This window comes from Borrelia miyamotoi (assembly GCF_019668505.1).
GTDB lineage: Bacteria > Spirochaetota > Spirochaetia > Borreliales > Borreliaceae > Borrelia > Borrelia miyamotoi.
Window position 1 is genome coordinate 632,636 of the sequence record NZ_AP024371.1, and the last position, 17,073, is coordinate 649,708.

The following is a 17,073-nucleotide window of genomic DNA, read 5'->3' on the forward strand; positions in this document are numbered from 1 at the left end:
TGTGTAAATTAGAGGAATAGTGTGATATTGAATAACAATGTAAGGTTAATTTCCGATTCTAAGGTTGAGACTGTTATTAGAGTTTCAAAAGAGTTTGTTAAAGATAAGTACAACGAGATCTTGCAAGACTATTCTTCTCGTCTTAAGGTCAAAGGTTTTCGAACAGGAAAGGTTCCTTCTAGTCTTATTGAAGGTAAATATTCTGATAATATCAAATCTCTTACTATAGAAAAAATTATTCATCAGTCTTTAGAGGAATTCTTTAAAAGTTCTATTTATAAACCATTGAGTTATGCTGCTCCTAAAATATTAGATGAAAGATTAGAGATAGATTTTGAGAAAGATTTTGAGTTTACTTTTGTTTATGAGGCTTATCCTGAATTTGAGATACCTGATATATCTGATGTTGAAGTGAAAATTCCAGAAGTTACTATCTCTGATTCTGATGTGGAAGAAGAGCTTAAGTTATTACAATTTGAAAATTCAATGATTGTTAATGATAGTGGTGATGTTAAGTTAGGTAATATTGTTAAGGTTGATTTTATTGAACTTGATGATTCTTTAAGTGAGATTTTAACAACTAAAAGGCAAGATTTTGTTTTTACTGTTGGAGAGTCTCATAATTATTATGGGATTGATAATGATATTCTTGGAATGAAGAAGGATGAAGAGAGAATAGTAGAGAAAAGTTATGATTCAGATTATAAATTTAGTGAGCTTGCTAATTCTTTTAAGAGATTAAAGGTCGTTATTAAGGATATAAAAAAGCGTGATATTCCTGAGCTTAATGATGATTTTGCAAAGGATATTAAGGATAGTTTTAATACATTAGTGGAACTTAAAGAGCATATAAGAGAGAATATGTTGAGGCTCGTTAAAGAAAAAAGTGAGTCTCTTAAACTGTCAAAATTATTATCTGATATTGTGAATAGGCTAAATATAGAAGTTCCACCTGCTATGTTTGAGGCTGAATTTAAGAAAACTTTAAGTGAATTTTCGAAGAAAAATAAGATTAATTTTGAGCAGTTAGATAATTTTTCTACAGGTTTTGAAGGTGTTGGTGATATTTTAAAGGATAATGTACTTAAACAGTTAAAATCTAAGTTGGTTTTTCAAAAGATGGTAGATAATGATTTAACGGAAATTACAGAGGTTGATTTGGAAAGTGAGCTTGTTAAGCAAGCTAAGGATGCAAAGATGGGATTTGCAGATATTAAAAAGTTTTATGAGGATAACAATTTGCTTGAAATTTTAAAAGATGAGATTAAGAGACAGAAAGTTAAAGATAAAATTTTAAAAAATGTTAAGGAAGTTAAACTTAAAAAAGTTAACTTTAAAGATTTTATTAATTATAAAACAGGTGAATAATGATAAGAGAATATATGTATAATTTAGTGCCTACTGTTGTAGAGCATACTGGAAATTATGAGCGCGTATTTGATATATATTCAAGATTGTTAAGAGATAGGATAATTTTTTTGAGTGGTGAGATTAATGATATGCGAGCAGACACAGTCATTGCTCAACTTCTTTTTTTAGAATCTGAAGATCCAAAGAAGGATATATATGTTTATATAAATTCTCCGGGGGGTAGTATTACTTCAGGGCTTGCAATTTATGATACTATGCAGTATATCAAATCAGATGTAAGAACGATTTGCATTGGTCAGGCTGCTTCAATGGCTGCATTCCTGCTTGCAGGAGGTACTATAGGGAAACGAGAATCATTATCGTATTCAAGAATAATGATTCATCAGCCTTGGGGTGGAATAGGCGGTCAGGCTAGTGATATTAATATACAGGCAAATGAAATTATAAGGCTTAAAAGATTAATAATAGATATTATGTCTGATAAGATGGGAGTTTCTAAGGAAAAATTATCTCTTGATATTGAGAGAGATTATTTTATGACTCCAAAAGATGCTCTTGATTATGGTATTATTGATAATATTTTGATAAGAAATTAGTTTTATTTAGGTGGACTTTATATGGCGAGAAGCAAAGGTCAGAAAATTGAAGGGTGTTCTTTTTGTGGGCGTACTAAGATTGAAGCTGAAGGGCGAATTATTTCTTCAAAGTCCGTTGCTATTTGTTTTGAATGCTCTAGAATATGTTATAATCTTTTTCAAGAAGAATCGGAACAGCCTAAAAGCAGTAAATCTTTAAAAAAACTTCCAACTCCTAAGCAACTTAAGAGTCATTTAGATAGATATATTATTGGACAGGAAGATGCGAAGAAGGTATTATCTGTTGCTGTTTATAATCATTATAAAAGGATATTTAGGAGCAATAAGAACGAGAGTGGAGTTGAGCTTGAGAAATCTAATATATTGATTGTGGGTCCCACTGGAAGTGGTAAGACTTTGCTTGCAAAAAAGTTGGCAGCTGAGATGAATGTTCCATTTACAATTGCGGATGCCACAACGCTTACTGAGGCTGGATATGTAGGAGAAGATGTTGAGAATATTTTGCTTAAGCTCATTCATGCTGCGCATGGAGATGTAAGTTTTGCAGAAAGAGGTATCATTTATATCGATGAAATAGATAAGATTGCAAAGAAAGGTGAAAATGTTTCAATTACAAGAGATGTTTCTGGAGAAGGTGTTCAGCAATCTTTATTGAAGATAATTGAAGGAACTATTGCAAATGTTCCACCAAGGGGTGGGAGAAAACATCCTTATGAAGATACTATTGAAATTAATACACATAATATATTATTCATATGTGGTGGGGCTTTTGTGGGGCTTGAAAATATTATTAAGAAAAGAATTAATAAAAGCTCTATTGGATTTTCATCTGCTGGTAGGAAAGATTCCAGGGAAGATAATGTTTTAAAATACTTAGAGATGGAAGATTTGGTTAAATTTGGACTCATTCCAGAGTTTGTTGGTAGGCTTCCTGTGCATTCTTATCTTGAAAAACTAGAAAAAGAAGATTTAATTAAAATATTAGTTGAACCTGAAAATTCTATTGTCAGACAATATTGTCATATGTTTAAGATGGATAATGTTGATCTGGTATTTGAGAAGGACGCACTTGAAGTAATCGCAGAAGAAGCTATGATTAAAAATACAGGTGCAAGAGGTTTGCGATCTATTTTAGAAGAATTACTTAAAGATGTTATGTTTGAAATACCTTCAACTAAGCAAATTAAAAAGGTTATTGTTACTAAAGAATCGGTTTTAAATAGCGATATTGAGCCCTTAATTTTGACAGGAAAGCATATTAATAAGCCTTGGGCAAAAGAGCTTTATGAAATCAATTGTAAATCTAATTAGTGCTAAAAAAGATGATCTTCCAGTTATTTTTTTAAATAAAGATGTTTTTTTCCCCAATGTGACTTTGTGGGCTACCTTTGATGATATTGATTCAATTAATGCAGTCTATCAGTCTATGTTAGAGGGTAGATTGATCTTATTTTTTTGCGTCAATAATACTGAGTTTAATAGTTTTGGGAAAATAGGTTTAAAAAGTTTATATTCTATTGGTACCTATGCAAAGATTGTTCAAGTTGTAAAAGTTACTGAAACTTTAATAAAAATTTTAGTTGACTGTCAAGATAGGGTTGTTATAAGAAGTATTTTCAAAAAGGGTAATTACTTTAGAGCAAAAGTTGATTTTATATCTGATAAATGTGAACTTAATAGCGAACTTTTTACTTATGCTAAATTTTTAAGAGAGTCTTATGAGACTTATAGATCTTATTTTTCTGTTAAAACATTAGAAGATGATTATGATAGTAGTAAGTTTTTTGATAGTCCAGCTAAGCTTGTTGATATTATAGCATCTAGTGTGAATTTTGGATATAAAGCCAAAGTAGAGCTTTTACAAGAATTAAATATTCAGATTAGAATAGAAAAATTAATTATAAATTTAAATATTGAGACTGAGCTTTTAGTTCTTAAGAAAGATATTAAGGATAAGGTTAAGACTAGACTCGACAAGGGACAAAGAGAATATTTTTTAAATGAGCAAATTAAGGAAATTCAGAGAAGATTAGGTAAGGATGAAACTGATTATCTTAAGAGATTAAATTCTAAGGATGTTCCTGAGGATATTAAATCTAGAATCGAAAGGGAAATATCTAGATTGGCTCGTATGAATACAAATTCACCAGACACTAATATTGTTAGAAACTATGTCGAGTTGTTGCTTGATCTACCTTGGAATGAGAATACTGTTATGAGGAATTCTTTAAATGAGATTGAATTTATTTTAAAAAATTCTCATTATGGTATGAATGAAGCTAAAGAAAAAATAATGAATTTTTTAGCAGTTTATCACATTAATTCTAAAGTTCAAGCACCCATTTTATGTCTGGTAGGTCCACCAGGTACTGGGAAAACTTCTGTTGCATTATCTATTGCTAAATCTCTTTCTAGGAAATTTGCGAAAATTTTCCTTGGTGGGTTAAGGGATGAAACAGATATTAGAGGACATCGAAGGTCTTATATTGGGGCTCTTCCAGGCGTTTTTATTAATGCAGTCAAAGTGGCTGGAGAATCTAATCCTGTGATTCTGCTTGATGAAATAGATAAGATTAACAGTACTTATAAAGGAAATCCAGAAGCAGCACTTTTAGAAGTTTTGGATTCTGAGCAAAACTCCAGATTTGTTGACCATTATTTAGATATTCCTTATGATCTTTCTAAAGTGTTGTTTGTAGCAACAGCCAATTCTTTGCATGGAATTTCTAAGCCTCTTCTTGACCGGATGGAAATCATTAAGGTAGAAGGGTATTCTTGTATTGAAAAATTAAAAATTGCAAATAATTTTTTAATACCAAGTATAATTAAAGAAAGTTTTTTAAATAAAGTTTATATAAAAATAGAAGATGATGTTATTTTGCACATAATCAGAAACTATACTATGGAGTCTGGAGTTAGAAATTTGAAAAGAGTTCTGACTAATTTAATTAGAATGGTTGTGAGAGAATTGCTTTATGTTTATTCAAGGGAAGATATAATTGAAGGAAATTTCTATTTTCCAAGTTCTTTGATTCATGGTAGTAATTCACTCTTTACTCATGATCCTGATATTCCTGGTATTTACAAAATAATTAATATGAAGAATTTTCATTTTTATATTGATTGCGAATATAAATTTAATCTAATTAAGGTCGATTCTTCTGGATTTGTTTATGGTCTTGCCTGGACAAGTTATGGAGGGGCTGTCTTGCCTGTTGAGGCTATTAAATTTGATAAGAAAGGGGATATCATTTTAACAGGTAGTCTTGGAACTGTTATGAAGGAAAGTGCACAACTTGCTTATTCTGTTGTAAAAACTTATTCTTCTAAGCTTAATTTTGATATAAATGAAATTCCTGAAATTCATCTTCATTTTCCAGAGGGAGCTATACCAAAAGATGGCCCTTCTGCTGGAATTACTATTGCAACAGCGATAGCTTCTGTATTGTCTGATAAAAAAGTACCCCTAGATCTTGCTATGACAGGAGAGGTTACTCTTAAGGGTTCGGTTCTTCCTGTAGGAGGCATTAAAGAAAAGGTACTTTCAGCTTATAGAAATGGTATAAATAAAATTATTTTACCAAAAGATAATGAAAAAGATTATATTAAACTACCAGAAGAGATTAGAGATAATATTTATGTTAAGTATGTATCTCATTTAGGGGAGGTATTTGATTACTTAAATATTATTTAGAGGTTTTTATATGTTAAAATTTACTAAGGAGGATTTATGAAGGATGGAATCAGAAAACCTTCAGGAAACAGAATGTCATTTAATTCTCAAGGTCCTGATAAAAACGTAATTAAAAATAACCTTTCATCTTTTTCAAAGAGTAATTTTGGAAAGAGCTTTACTAAAAAGAAGAAAGGCAAGTAGAAGTATAAGGCATGGCTATTATTAGCCATGCCTATACTTCTACTTTTAAGCTCTCTTAGAATAGTATTCAACAATCATTTGTTCATTTGCAAGAATAGATATTTCATCTCTTGAGGGAAGGCGGACTACCTTTACCTGCAAAGTATCAGCATTCACTTCTATCCAAGTTGGTAATTTACGAAGGGATGATGTTCTTTCTATATTTGATCTGACCAGTTTTTTTAAGTTGTCTTTTTCTTTTACTTGTATCACATCGTTTGCTCTTAGGGTAATGGATGGAATTGTAACTTTTCTTCCATTAAGCATGATGATACCATGTGAAACCACTTGTCTTGCGTGAGCTCTTGAAATGGCAAATCCAGCTCTGTATACAACATTGTCAATCCTTCTTTCAAGTAATGCTAAAAGATTATCTCCTGTAACCCCATGTTGTCTTCTTGCTTCCTTAAAAATATTGGTAAGTTGCCTTTCACTTATGCCGTAAGTAAACTTTACTTTTTGCTTTTCTATTAGTTGTTTTCCATATTCTGTGGTTTTGGCTCTTCTAGATCTTCCATGCATTCCAGGTGGATTTGGCTTTTTTTTAAGTAATTTGTCGTACTTAGGCTGCTCAAATATATTAACACCAAATCGCCTTACCAGCTTCCCTTTAGCTATATTTTTTCTATTCATTAATTCCTCACGTTTACAAATAGCAGGGGTAGGATTTGAACCTACGACCTTCGGGTTATGAGCCCGACGAGCTACCAAACTGCTCCACCCTGCATCTTACGGTAAAGTTTAACACAATTTTATTTGAAGTGTCAATCAATTTTGTTTTGCTATATTAAAACGTATATTTCACATATTTCTTTATGGTGTTTTTTTATGATTTTTTTTATGTTTTCTATTTTTTGTATTAACTTTTTTAAGTTATTTTCATAATTTAAATCTAGTTTAATATAGAGAATTAAGTTATTTCCTTGATGTGAAAAATTAAGTTCTTTGAAATTTGCATCAATATTTTTTAATGTGTTTTTAACTTCTCTTTTTAAATCTATATCTTGTTTTGAGAGAAGGTTATTAGCATTGTTTATGATTACCTGTAGTCCTTCTTTGATCATGATAAAACTAATGCATATGGATATTACTTTATCAAATCCTGTCCATACGTAGTTTGCAAGTAATAAGCTTAGTGTAGTGCCTCCATGGGAGAATATGCAGTTTTTATCAGATGATGATAATGCTAGAAGCAAGTAATTGTTATATCGTTTACCAATTTGGAATTTTGCCAAATATTCAATTATTTTGACTAAAAAAAAGATAAAGGGTACTAATGGTATCCAAATGCTTTTTTTTAAAGAATTATTTGAAAATATTTCTAATATGTTTTTTTTATCTTCTTGAGAATGATGGTCATAGTTATGATGATGAATATGTAATTCAGATTTACTGCTAAGATTTATTAGTTTATTCAATCCTGTTGTGTTTAAAAATATTGTAAATCCTGTAATTATTATAATTATTCCTATAATAAATGATATTAGGTTTTCTATTTTTTTATATCCATAAGGATAATAAATTGTCTCGGGACGACTTGTAATTTTTAAACTAAAATAGGTAATTGTAGATAGTATAAGATCTGATATAACATGAAGTGCATCTGCAATGAGTGCAAAGGAATTAAAGAGAATTCCTACAGTAAGTTTAGATGTTATTGATGCTATTTCTGCTAATATTGAGCTAAGTCCTATTTTCATTATAATCGTATTTTTTTTTGTTTCATAAGTTAAGTCTTTTTCATATATATTATTTTCGTTTGAAAATTCTAGGCTTTTAAGTTCTTCATTTATGTCATTGATTTCGCATAAAATTTTTTTTAGCTTATTTTTTTTGCCATAATAAATTAGATTATTAATTAGGACTTTTTCTATTCCCTCTGCTTTGAAATTTGGATCAATATAGAAATGATTAATTTTAATCTCTTTGTTTTTTATTTGTGCTTTAAGATATGAAATTATTTTCATGTTATTTTCTATATAAGCTATATAAATTTCATCTTTTTTTAAGCTTTCAAGTTTTAAATGAGAGTACTTATTAATATTTTTATATTTGATTATCTTGATCATGTTTTCACTTTACCTTTTTTTGCTGCATAATCCTATTATTTGTAAAGATAGCATTATTTTTTTTGATGTTCAATTAATTTTGTTAATATCCTAAATTAGGTGGAAGTTGTTGGAGGTTATGTTACAATCTCAATTTTTTGTTAAGTAATGTAAAAGATATATTTTAAAGATAAAGTTTTAATAAGTAATGTAAATAATTATGAAAGATTTTTGCCTTTATATAAGCTTTGAAGTTATGTAATTTGGTTTGTCTTAAATATCCTTGATAGTTCTTCTTTATTGAATGGAACTTTAAGTAAATCTTTCAGTGTATAAATTTGTGATACTTTTTTAGTAACTTTAAATTGATTAGGATCTGTTATTAATATTTTGGTATCTTCTTCAAAAAATTCTGACATTACTTGACGACATATTGCACATGGAACACTTGCTGGAATTGTTGTAATCATTATAAAGTCTATTTTTTGTGTGCTAACAGATGATATCATATTCATTATTGCAGCTTGTTCTGCACAACGAGTTGCCCCAAAGCTTGCATTTTCAACATTTGAACCTTGAAAAAATAAATTTTCTTTGGTTTTAATACAAGCCCCTACTTTAAATTGTGAATATGGTGAATATGCATTATTTCTTGCAGCTTCAGCTAATTGAAATGCTTTTTCAATTGTTCTTTGTTCATTATTTTCCATTTAAGACTCCTTGATTTATTGTGTTGTCAATTATAGCACAGTGCTTATAATTTTCTATTGAAATATTGTAGAATGTTTAATGGTAAGAGATAGTTGTTGATTTATGTGAAAGGATTGTTAATGTTTTTTTATGATAGATGTTATTAATTTTATTAAGAAATATAATAATTTTATTATTATTGGACATAAAGAGCCTGATTTCGATTGTATTGGTTCGTCTTTAGCTTTAGCTTCTTTTTTGTCTAGAATAAATAAAAAGGCTATTATGTTAAATGAGGGTCCTTTTGTTAGGAAGGAAATAATTCCTTTTGAAAATAAGTTTTTATCTAGATGGCCAGATATTGATTTTTCAGATTATGCTGTCATTATTTTGGATTGTTCCATATATGATCGAGTTGGAGATGAATTTGTTTTTTATATAAAAAAAATGCCTATTGTGGTTATTGATCATCATGCGTCGGGTGATAAGTTAGATGCTCCTGGTTATGTTGATCCTTGTGCTCCTTCAACTACTTTTTTGATTGAGAAATTGGTTAGAGAGTTTGGACATGAGGTTACTAAAGAAGAAGCATGGTATATTTTAGTTGGATTTTGCACAGATACAGGATTTTTTAGATTTATCTCAAGAAGTGATCCTGAGCCTTTTGAAATGGTGGCTAGACTTGTTTCTAAAGGCTTAAGCCTTAAGGATGTTTATAGTTATGTTGAATCTGTTAAGAGTTTAACTTCAATAGATATTCTTAGTATGATGTTAAATAATCTTAGATCTTATTTTGATGGAAAAGTATTGCTTACTGTTTTGCCTTTCAATTCTAAGCAGGATACTAATGTTAGTGGCGTTAATGAGTTATTTTATGCACTTCTTGCTAATGTTGAGAATAATGAAATATTAGTTATTTTAAAGGAGATAGGGGATGGTTCTATTTTGGTGGGGCTTCGCTCTAGAGAATATTTTGACGTGGGTGAACTTGCAAAATGTTTTGGAGGCGGGGGACATAAGCATGCTAGTGGGTTTAAGGTAAAAAATAGTACTTTAACTCTTTTAGAAAGTCAGATCATAGCATATATTAAGGACTTTATTAAGAACTAAAGTTTGTTAAAGGAATTTGTCCTTTTGGATTAAAGTCTTCTGTCAAAGTTAGGAAGCCGGATTTAAATGTCAATATTGTTGTTCCGTATACTATTACTATATTGTGTATCCAGTCTAGTTTTTTGATATTTTGGGGTGTGAGTGAGGCCATTATACTTATTTTATCTTTATATTCTTTTAAGTTTTCTATGTATTTCAGACTGCCGGGTGTTGAGAGATTAAAAATAACTTGCTCATGTGTTTCAATTAATTTTTTTATTTCTTGAAGTTTTTTAGGTTTTATGCTGTTTAAAGGATAATAGTCATAATAATAACTGGAGCTGTTTGGAAATATTTTTTTACCTTCTGTAATCATTGTTTTATAAGGTGATATTAAAAGTGTTTTTTTGTGCTTTGAAACTTTTTTCGATAATTTGACTTTTGTTATCCCTCTTAATGTGCTTTGTTCAAAAAATTTTTTGGCCTCTTTGGTAGGTATTGTTTGAGTTTTTTTTAGATTTGGATAAAGTGTTATTTTATTTTTTTTCTCTTTTAAGTATTCTAATTTTATTCTAAGTATTCTCTTGTTGGATTTAATAATATTTTCTCTTATCTCATTATCTTTTTTCATTAGACTTAATAGGTTGTTGTAGGCGTTATTTTGGATGTCTTCATTTAGTGATATTAATAAAATGTCAGTTTCAGTTCTAATAATTCTCTCAATTGTGTCATAGATGCTCTCGTTTTTGTATCTTACGGCATTCATTAATAAATCGTCTGTTATTATTAAATTATCATATTTCAGATTTTTCCTAAGTAGTTTCTTTATTATTTCAATTGATGATGATGCAGGTATTGCTTTGCCATTTGTAAGCATTGGATATGCTATATGTCCACTCATAATTATTGGAATGTTTTCTTGTATTAGTATTTTGTATGGTAATAGTTCATTTGATTGCATTTCTCTTAAATTTAAATTTATTGTTGGCATTTGTGTATGAGAATCAATAGTGGTATTCCCGTGTCCGGGGAAGTGTTTTGCTGTTGAAATTATTCCTGCTTGTTTTTGACCTTTGTAAAAGGCTAAAGCAAACAGAGAAACAATTTTAGGATTATTTGAATATGTTCTTGGGCCTATTGCGAAATTATCTTCATTGCTGTAAATATCTGTTATGGGTGCAAAATTTAGATTAATTCCAAGTTGTCTTAACTCATTTGCTATGTAATATCCTGTAAGGTAAGAGTCGTTTGGCGATAGAGTAGCTGTAATTCCAAGATTTCCTATTGTTTTTGATGTGTTAAGCTTTATATGTTGTGTCCATCCACCTTCTTGGTCTGTTGCAATGAATAGAGGAATTTTAAATCTATTGTTTTGAGACATTGATTGTGCTTGATTTATGCTTTTTATTAGCATTTGTAAATTTTTGGCGTTCCATCCAAAAATTTTTATTCCTCCTAGATTTTTATCTTTTATGAAATTCAGGGTAAATTTGGTTATTTTATCTCCTGGATAACTTATCATAAACATTTGTCCCAATAGTTCTTTATCGTCCATTTGGTTTACTATTTTATCTATTAACTTTTCTTTGTCTTTTGTAGTCCAAAAGTTATGAGGAAAGCAATTATTATTGATAAAAAGGATCGTAATACAAATAATTTTTTTCATTTAAGTCATACTAATCTTCTATTTTTTGCTCATAAACATCTTATATTGTTTCATTCTAGGTCCTTATTATTTTAAAATCACTTCAATGAATGAAAAAATTTAAATTATAAATTTTTGTTCTTATTCTAATTCATAATTAGAAAATTTAATTTATCATCAATAATAATTTTATTCTTCTCTTTAAAAAATACCAAGTACTTATTTTCTAAAGAGACGTTATTAATATATTAATTGATTATGATCGTTTTAACGAAATGAGTTGTATCATGAAAATGATAGTTTGATATTGACAAAATATCTTTGAATTTATACACTTTAATGGCTATATAAGCTGATGTAGCTCAGTTGGTTAGAGCACTCGGCTCATATCCGAGTTGTCGTGGGTTCGATTCCCTCCATCAGCATAAAGGAGCTTACATTATGAGAGTAGCTATTGTGCTTGCAAATGGCTTTGAAGAGACTGAAGCTATAATCCCTATGAATATTTTAAGACGTGGTGGTGTGAATATTAAGGTTATCAGCTTAAATGATGATAAAGTTGTTATAGGTGCTAGGGGATTTAGTTTTTTGGCTGATGAGAATATATCAGGGTGTAGTGCAGATGGTGTTGATTTAATAATATTGCCTGGGGGGATGTCTGGCGCTATAAATCTTTTTGAATCAAGAGACTTGGATAGAATCTTAAGAAGTATGAATTTACAAGGCAAGTTTATTGCAGCCATTTGTGCATCACCAGTGATTGTGCTTGCTGCAAAGGGGCTCTTAGGTATAAATAAATTTACGTGCTATCCGGGATTTGAAAATGGTATTACTGATGGTGAATTTATAGATGAAAATGTTGTTATTAGTAATAATTTCATTACTTCTAAGGGTGTTGGTACAGCTTTTGAATTTGCTTTTGCTTTACTTAAAATACTTAAGGGAGAGAAAGTACTTGAAGATGTAAAAAATCAAGTTTTGCTTTAGGGTGATTTACAATATTTAAAATCTAGGGTATTTTGATTGATCTAATTTATGATTATTTTGAAATTAAATTTTTGATATTTTCAAGAATAATTAATTCTTCATTTGTTGGTATTATAAGTATTTTTGTCTTGCTTTTTTTACTTGAGATTTCAGATTCTACGTTTTTTTCTCTTGCTAGACTATTCTTTTGCGGATCAATTTCTATTCCAATGTTCTCAAAGCCTTTTAGTGCCAGTTCTCTTATTCCATAATCGGTAATACCTATTCCGGCTGTGAAAATTACTGCATCAACATTGAAATCAAGAACTGCAAGGTAAGATCCGATATATTTTTTTATTCTATAAGCCATTATTTCAACTGCAAGTTTGGAATTATAGTCATTTTTTTCTACTCTTTCCCAAATATCTCTGAGATCGTTTGATTTAAGAGATATTCCAAGCATGCCACTTTCTTTGTTAAGGATTTCTTCAATCTTTCTTGGGGTTTTGTTGAGTAGTTTGCTCATTAAAGGGATAATTGCAGGATCTATATCACCACTTCTTGTACCCATTACAAGTCCTTCAAGAGGGGTAAGGCCCATGCTTGTATCGTAAGATACTCCTTTTTTGACTGCATTAATGCTTGAGCCATTGCCTAGATGTAATATTATTAAGTTTAGATCTTTTGTATTTTTGTTAAGTATTGTTGAAACTCTTTTTGTTATGTATTCATATGATAAACCGTGAAATCCATATTTTCTAACGTTATGGTTTTTGTACCAGGAATATGGTGTAGCGTATAGGAATGCCTTTTCGTTCATGGTTTTATGCCATGATGTGTCAAAGCATAAAACTTGTTTAGCGTTTGGAAATATTTTAGTTATTGTTTCTATTACTTTTATTGCAATTGGATTGTGGAGAGGTGCAAGCTTAGAGACCATTTTTAGTTTGTTTAAGACATTCTCATTAAGTACTACTGAATTTTTGAAATTTGGCCCTCCATGTACAATTCTGTGTCCTATTGCTTTAATTTCATCTGGTGTGTCTATGATTTTTAATTTTTTGGTTAATATGCTAATCAGTTGTTTTAATGCTTTCTTGTGTGATTTAATACTTGGATCTGTTTTTTCCAGTAATCCGTTTTTGGTTTTAATTTTAATTATTGATTCTCTTGTTTTTATTTTTTCAATTGTTCCAGATGCTAGGACTTGTGCGTCTTTGTTTTTATAGAGTGTAAATTTTAATGAAGAGCTTCCTGTATTGAGTGTTAATATTTTCATATCTTTCACCTTATTTTGCCATTAAGATAGTTCAAATTTTTGTATATACAATTAATTTTTTCAGATACTTTAATATTTTTTAAATTTAGAAAAATTGAATTTTTGTATTTTGGATTTATTTTAATTATGGTGGGATTGTCTTTTATAATTTGCATTATTTTTTCAGCAGGAATGCTTTTTATGTTTAAATATTCGATTTCGAGTAATCCATTTCTTTCTTTAAGGCTTACAATATTGAGTTTTTTTGCAATAATTTTTAATCCTGCTAATAGAAATAAGTTATTTAGCTCTTTTGGGATTGATCCAAATCGATCATGAATTTCATCTCTTATTTTATTATTTTCTTCTTCACTTTGAATGGATGAGATTTTTTTATAGATTAATATTTTATCTTGTTCGTTATTTACATAGCTATCGGGTATGAATCCATTATAGTTGATTTCAATAATGACTTTGTCTTCTTTGAGATTCTTGCTTCCCATTCGCTTCTCAATTGCTTTGTTTAGCATTTTTAAGTAGTAATCTAGACCAATAGATTCGATTTCTCCATGTTGTTCTCTTCCAAGTAGATTTCCAACACCTCTTATTTCCATATCTTTTATTGCTATTTGAAATCCTGATCCAAGTTCTGAGGATTCAGATATTGCTCTTAGTCTTTCAATCGCATTTTCTTTTAAGCTCGAGTTTTCTTTATATAGGAGATAAGCAAAGGCTTTCTGTGAGCCTCTTCCAACTCTGCCCCTCAGTTGGTATAGTTGTGCAAGTCCAAATCTATTTGCATTGTTAATAATTATTGTGTTTGCATTTTCAATATCTATTCCATTTTCGATTATTGTTGTTGCTATGAGTACTTGGTATGATTTGTTTATAAAATCATGCATAATATTTTCAATTTGGTTACCTGTAAGTTTTGCATGGAGGGTTGCAATTCTTGCATAAGGAACTATTTTTTCTAGCATTGCTTTTATTGAGTCTAATTCTTGAATATTATGATGCACAAAAAAAACTTGTCCATCTCTTGAAAGCTCATTTTCTATTGCATGTTTAATTAATAGCTCACTAAATTTTTCTACATAAGTTTCAATTTTAATTCTGTTTTTGGGTGGAGTTTTTAAAACAGAAATGTCCCTTAGTTTAATTAATGACATATGAAGAGATCTTGGAATTGGAGTTGCTGATAGAGCAAGGCAGTCAACAGAGACTTTTATTTCTTTTAGTTTCTCTTTTTCTCTTACTCCGAATCTTTGTTCTTCATCAATTATAATGAGACCTAAGTTTTGATATGTTATTTTCTTAGAGAGTATTTTGTGTGTTCCAATTATTATGTCAATTTTTCCTGTTTCTAAGTTTTGAATGATTTCCTTTTCTTTTGATTTTTTTGTAAACCTGCTCATCATTGCAATTTTGATTGGAAAGTTTTTGAATCTTTGCTTAAATGTGTTGAAATGTTGTTCTGTAAGAATTGTTGTTGGAGAAAGTATTGCTACTTGTTTGTTTCCCATGACAGCTTTAAATGCGGTTCTCATTGCAACTTCTGTTTTACCAAATCCAACATCGCCGCACAAAAGTCTGTCCATTACTTTTGAACTCATCATATCTTGTTTGATTTCTGATATTGCGGTTAATTGATCTGAAGTTTCATCGTATGGGAATTCTGATTCAAATAATAATTGCAGTTCATGATCTTGAGGATATTTAAATCCCTTGATACTTTCTCGTTCTGAATAAAGTGCAACAAGATGATCGGCAATTTCATCAATTCTTTTCTTTGTGTAAGCTTTTTTCTTTTCCCATGTTTTTGAACTGATTTTATCTAATTTTATATTTTGTGTTTCATTGCCAATATACTTTTGAATAAGGTGTGTTTGTTCAATTGGGATAAATAATTTTTCATCATCTGCATATTCAATTTCAATGTAGTCTTTTTCAAGGAGACTTGTTTTGATTCTTTTTATCTGTCGGAATATTCCAATTCCATGGTTGATGTGAACTACGTAACTATTTTTTTCAATTTCAGTAAATGAATCAATAATTTTTGTCTTTGATGATTCGAAAGTTTTGTTTATTTTTTGTCTTCTATTAAAGATATCTGATTCAGTAATAATGGCTATTTTTTCTTTGTTTATTATAAGTGAGCTTGATATTTTAAAAATCTCAATTATGGTTTTTGGCAGATCCTTGAAGACATATTTTAATTTTTCTTTTTGTGAATTAGATTCTGCTGCAATAATTACTTTAAATCCGTTGTTTAGCCAGTTTTTTATTTCTTCCTTTATAAGTTTAATGTTTGAAAAAAATTTACACTTACTTTCGATTTTAAATTCTATGAGTTCTTCTGTTGTTGTGTTTGCAGGGGATTTTACAAAAAATATATTAGTTTTTAGTTTTAAATCTTTCAAATTTATGAAAATTTCTTTTGGTGAAATTGTTTTTTCTTTTGATTCTATTACTTGATTATAAAGCTTTTCATACTCTTTGTGGATCTTTTTGATCTCTTCTTCCAAATTTGATATTTCGAAATTTATAGTAGGTGTATCTTCATTTATTTCTTGACTTAGATATGTGTCTCCTACTAATGGATAAAACATTTCTTCTGCTCTTGCATTATATTTTGTTTCGATTTTTTTAAATAGTTTTTTATATTCATTTTCTTTGATGTAATGTTTTAATTTGTTTATGCTTGCGTTATCCCAAATAATTTCCTTTGTTGGAATGATATTAAATTCAGAAATATCATTATCTTGTTTTAATTGAGTGAGGGGATTAAAATATTTGATTTCTTCTATTTTATTAATATGCAGTGAAATTCTTATTGGTTCTGCTTTATTAAATGGGTATATGTCTATTATTTCACCCTTTATTGTAAATTCTCCAGGTAATGTAACCCTTGTTGTTTTTTCGTATCCTAGTTTTATAAGCTTATTTTCAAAATTTTTTATGTGTATTATCTTACCTGTTTTAATTGTGTAAATGTTTTTAAATAAATTTTCTTTTGTAGGAATTTTAGTAAGTAGAGACTTTAGCAAGACAATGTAGATTCCAGGGTTATTTTCGTAAAAATTGATTAAGAAATTTACTCGTTTTCTAAAGATCTTACTTTTTGAGTTGATTCCTTGATATGCAAGGGGACTGAAATAATTAAGTTCATATATTTTGTCTGTAATTTGCATTAAGTCATTTTGAATCTCATCTAAAATATTTTCGTTTTTAACTATTAATATAACTTTATTATTATTGCTGTATTCTTTTATTGTGTTGATTAAAAAAGCTTTAAAAAATCCTTCGTACCCTACTAATGTAAAAGGTATATTTTTTTCAATGAGTTGTTGCATTCTTTTTAAATTTTGATTGTTATGTAACCTGTTAGTTAATTCTTTTTTTATATTCATTTTTTACCTTTTTGTTTATGTAGTTTAGTATAATATTATATATTATAGGTATGTTCTGTTTCGTTATTTGTAATATAATTAGAT

General features: G+C 29.1%; 13 protein-coding genes and 2 tRNA genes. 8 read left to right on the plus strand and 7 right to left on the minus strand.

What is annotated here, in order from left to right; translation table 11 throughout:
• Window positions 1-21: 21 nt before the first annotated feature.
• Genes tig through K5Q05_RS03010 form a run of 5 tightly spaced genes read left to right on the plus strand, consistent with a single transcriptional unit; the run spans window position 22 to window position 5,844 of the window.
• Window positions 22-1,368 carry a trigger factor gene (gene tig / locus K5Q05_RS02990; RefSeq protein WP_025443589.1) on the plus strand — a complete coding sequence of 449 codons (1,347 nt, stop codon included), beginning with the start codon at window positions 22-24 and terminating at the stop codon, window positions 1,366-1,368.
• A gap of 14 nt (window positions 1,369-1,382) precedes the next feature.
• On the plus strand, window positions 1,383-1,967 hold the full coding sequence (gene clpP, locus K5Q05_RS02995; RefSeq protein WP_020954971.1) for an ATP-dependent Clp endopeptidase proteolytic subunit ClpP: 585 nt from the start codon (window positions 1,383-1,385) through the stop codon (window positions 1,965-1,967).
• 21 nt (window positions 1,968-1,988) lie between these two features.
• Window positions 1,989-3,278, plus strand: coding sequence for an ATP-dependent protease ATP-binding subunit ClpX (gene clpX, locus K5Q05_RS03000; RefSeq protein WP_025443588.1), 1,290 nt, complete (start codon window positions 1,989-1,991; stop codon window positions 3,276-3,278).
• On the plus strand, window positions 3,253-5,661 hold the full coding sequence (gene lon / locus K5Q05_RS03005; protein ID WP_025443587.1) for an endopeptidase La: 2,409 nt from the start codon (window positions 3,253-3,255) through the stop codon (window positions 5,659-5,661). The genes clpX and lon overlap by 26 nt, the downstream gene beginning before the upstream one ends.
• A gap of 36 nt (window positions 5,662-5,697) precedes the next feature.
• Window positions 5,698-5,844 (plus strand): hypothetical protein, encoded by a 147-nt coding sequence (locus K5Q05_RS03010; RefSeq protein WP_099497070.1) that lies wholly within the window; start codon window positions 5,698-5,700, stop codon window positions 5,842-5,844.
• A gap of 45 nt (window positions 5,845-5,889) precedes the next feature.
• On the opposite strand, the gene rpsD is transcribed toward K5Q05_RS03010, so the two are convergent.
• From rpsD to cdd, 4 genes are all read right to left on the minus strand, one after another.
• Window positions 5,890-6,516, minus strand: coding sequence for a 30S ribosomal protein S4 (gene rpsD, locus K5Q05_RS03015; protein WP_025443586.1), 627 nt, complete (start codon window positions 6,514-6,516; stop codon window positions 5,890-5,892).
• Window positions 6,517-6,536: 20 nt separating this feature from the next.
• A tRNA-Met gene (locus K5Q05_RS03020) sits at window positions 6,537-6,610 on the minus strand.
• Between the two features lie 55 nt (window positions 6,611-6,665).
• Window positions 6,666-7,952, minus strand: coding sequence for a cation diffusion facilitator family transporter (locus tag K5Q05_RS03025; protein WP_099497069.1), 1,287 nt, complete (start codon window positions 7,950-7,952; stop codon window positions 6,666-6,668).
• Window positions 7,953-8,185: 233 nt separating this feature from the next.
• Entirely contained in the window at window positions 8,186-8,641 is a 456-nt protein-coding gene (gene cdd, locus K5Q05_RS03030) for a cytidine deaminase (RefSeq protein WP_025443585.1), read from the minus strand.
• Between the two features lie 130 nt (window positions 8,642-8,771).
• Here cdd and K5Q05_RS03035 point away from each other — a divergent pair, with 130 nt between their 5' ends.
• On the plus strand, window positions 8,772-9,731 hold the full coding sequence (locus K5Q05_RS03035) for a DHH family phosphoesterase (protein ID WP_025443584.1): 960 nt from the start codon (window positions 8,772-8,774) through the stop codon (window positions 9,729-9,731).
• Here K5Q05_RS03035 and K5Q05_RS03040 read toward each other — a convergent pair.
• Window positions 9,721-11,265, minus strand: a complete 1,545-nt coding sequence (locus K5Q05_RS03040) for a glycoside hydrolase family 3 N-terminal domain-containing protein (RefSeq protein WP_051480312.1) — start codon at window positions 11,263-11,265, stop codon at window positions 9,721-9,723. The genes K5Q05_RS03035 and K5Q05_RS03040 overlap by 11 nt on opposite strands.
• A 441-nt stretch (window positions 11,266-11,706) precedes the next feature.
• On the opposite strand from K5Q05_RS03040, the gene K5Q05_RS03045 reads away from it, so the two are divergent.
• Together K5Q05_RS03045 and K5Q05_RS03050 are read left to right on the plus strand one after the other, a co-directional pair.
• Window positions 11,707-11,780, plus strand: a tRNA-Met gene (locus K5Q05_RS03045).
• A 16-nt stretch (window positions 11,781-11,796) separates the two neighbouring features.
• The gene (locus tag K5Q05_RS03050; RefSeq protein ID WP_025443582.1) at window positions 11,797-12,342 is read left to right on the plus strand and encodes a DJ-1 family glyoxalase III; all 546 of its coding nucleotides are present in this window, start codon (window positions 11,797-11,799) and stop codon (window positions 12,340-12,342) included.
• A gap of 52 nt (window positions 12,343-12,394) precedes the next feature.
• Here the strand turns inward: K5Q05_RS03050 and K5Q05_RS03055 are convergent, their stop codons facing one another.
• Both K5Q05_RS03055 and mfd read right to left on the minus strand, forming a co-directional pair.
• The gene (locus tag K5Q05_RS03055) at window positions 12,395-13,600 is read right to left on the minus strand and encodes an acetate kinase (protein WP_044003334.1); all 1,206 of its coding nucleotides are present in this window, start codon (window positions 13,598-13,600) and stop codon (window positions 12,395-12,397) included.
• Between the two features lie 5 nt (window positions 13,601-13,605).
• Window positions 13,606-16,989: a transcription-repair coupling factor gene (mfd, locus tag K5Q05_RS03060; RefSeq protein ID WP_025443581.1), complete on the minus strand. Its 3,384-nt coding sequence runs from the start codon at window positions 16,987-16,989 to the stop codon at window positions 13,606-13,608.
• Window positions 16,990-17,073: the final 84 nt, after the last annotated feature.

Excerpts from the sequence above, each read along its gene's own strand:
- clpP (WP_020954971.1), top strand. The coding sequence starts at position 1,383 with ATGTATAATTTAGTGCCTACTGTTGTAGAGCATACTGGAAATTATGAG.
- clpX (WP_025443588.1), top strand. The coding sequence starts at position 1,989 with ATGGCGAGAAGCAAAGGTCAGAAAATTGAAGGGTGTTCTTTTTGTGGG.
- lon (WP_025443587.1), top strand. The coding sequence starts at position 3,253 with ATGAAATCAATTGTAAATCTAATTAGTGCTAAAAAAGATGATCTTCCA.
- K5Q05_RS03010 (WP_099497070.1), top strand. The coding sequence starts at position 5,698 with ATGAAGGATGGAATCAGAAAACCTTCAGGAAACAGAATGTCATTTAAT.
- rpsD (WP_025443586.1), bottom strand. The coding sequence starts at position 6,516 with ATGAATAGAAAAAATATAGCTAAAGGGAAGCTGGTAAGGCGATTTGGT.
- K5Q05_RS03025 (WP_099497069.1), bottom strand. The coding sequence starts at position 7,952 with ATGATCAAGATAATCAAATATAAAAATATTAATAAGTACTCTCATTTA.
- cdd (WP_025443585.1), bottom strand. The coding sequence starts at position 8,641 with ATGGAAAATAATGAACAAAGAACAATTGAAAAAGCATTTCAATTAGCT.
- K5Q05_RS03035 (WP_025443584.1), top strand. The coding sequence starts at position 8,772 with ATGATAGATGTTATTAATTTTATTAAGAAATATAATAATTTTATTATT.
- K5Q05_RS03040 (WP_051480312.1), bottom strand. The coding sequence starts at position 11,265 with ATGGACGATAAAGAACTATTGGGACAAATGTTTATGATAAGTTATCCA.
- K5Q05_RS03050 (WP_025443582.1), top strand. The coding sequence starts at position 11,797 with ATGAGAGTAGCTATTGTGCTTGCAAATGGCTTTGAAGAGACTGAAGCT.
- K5Q05_RS03055 (WP_044003334.1), bottom strand. The coding sequence starts at position 13,600 with ATGAAAATATTAACACTCAATACAGGAAGCTCTTCATTAAAATTTACA.
- mfd (WP_025443581.1), bottom strand. The coding sequence starts at position 16,989 with ATGAATATAAAAAAAGAATTAACTAACAGGTTACATAACAATCAAAAT.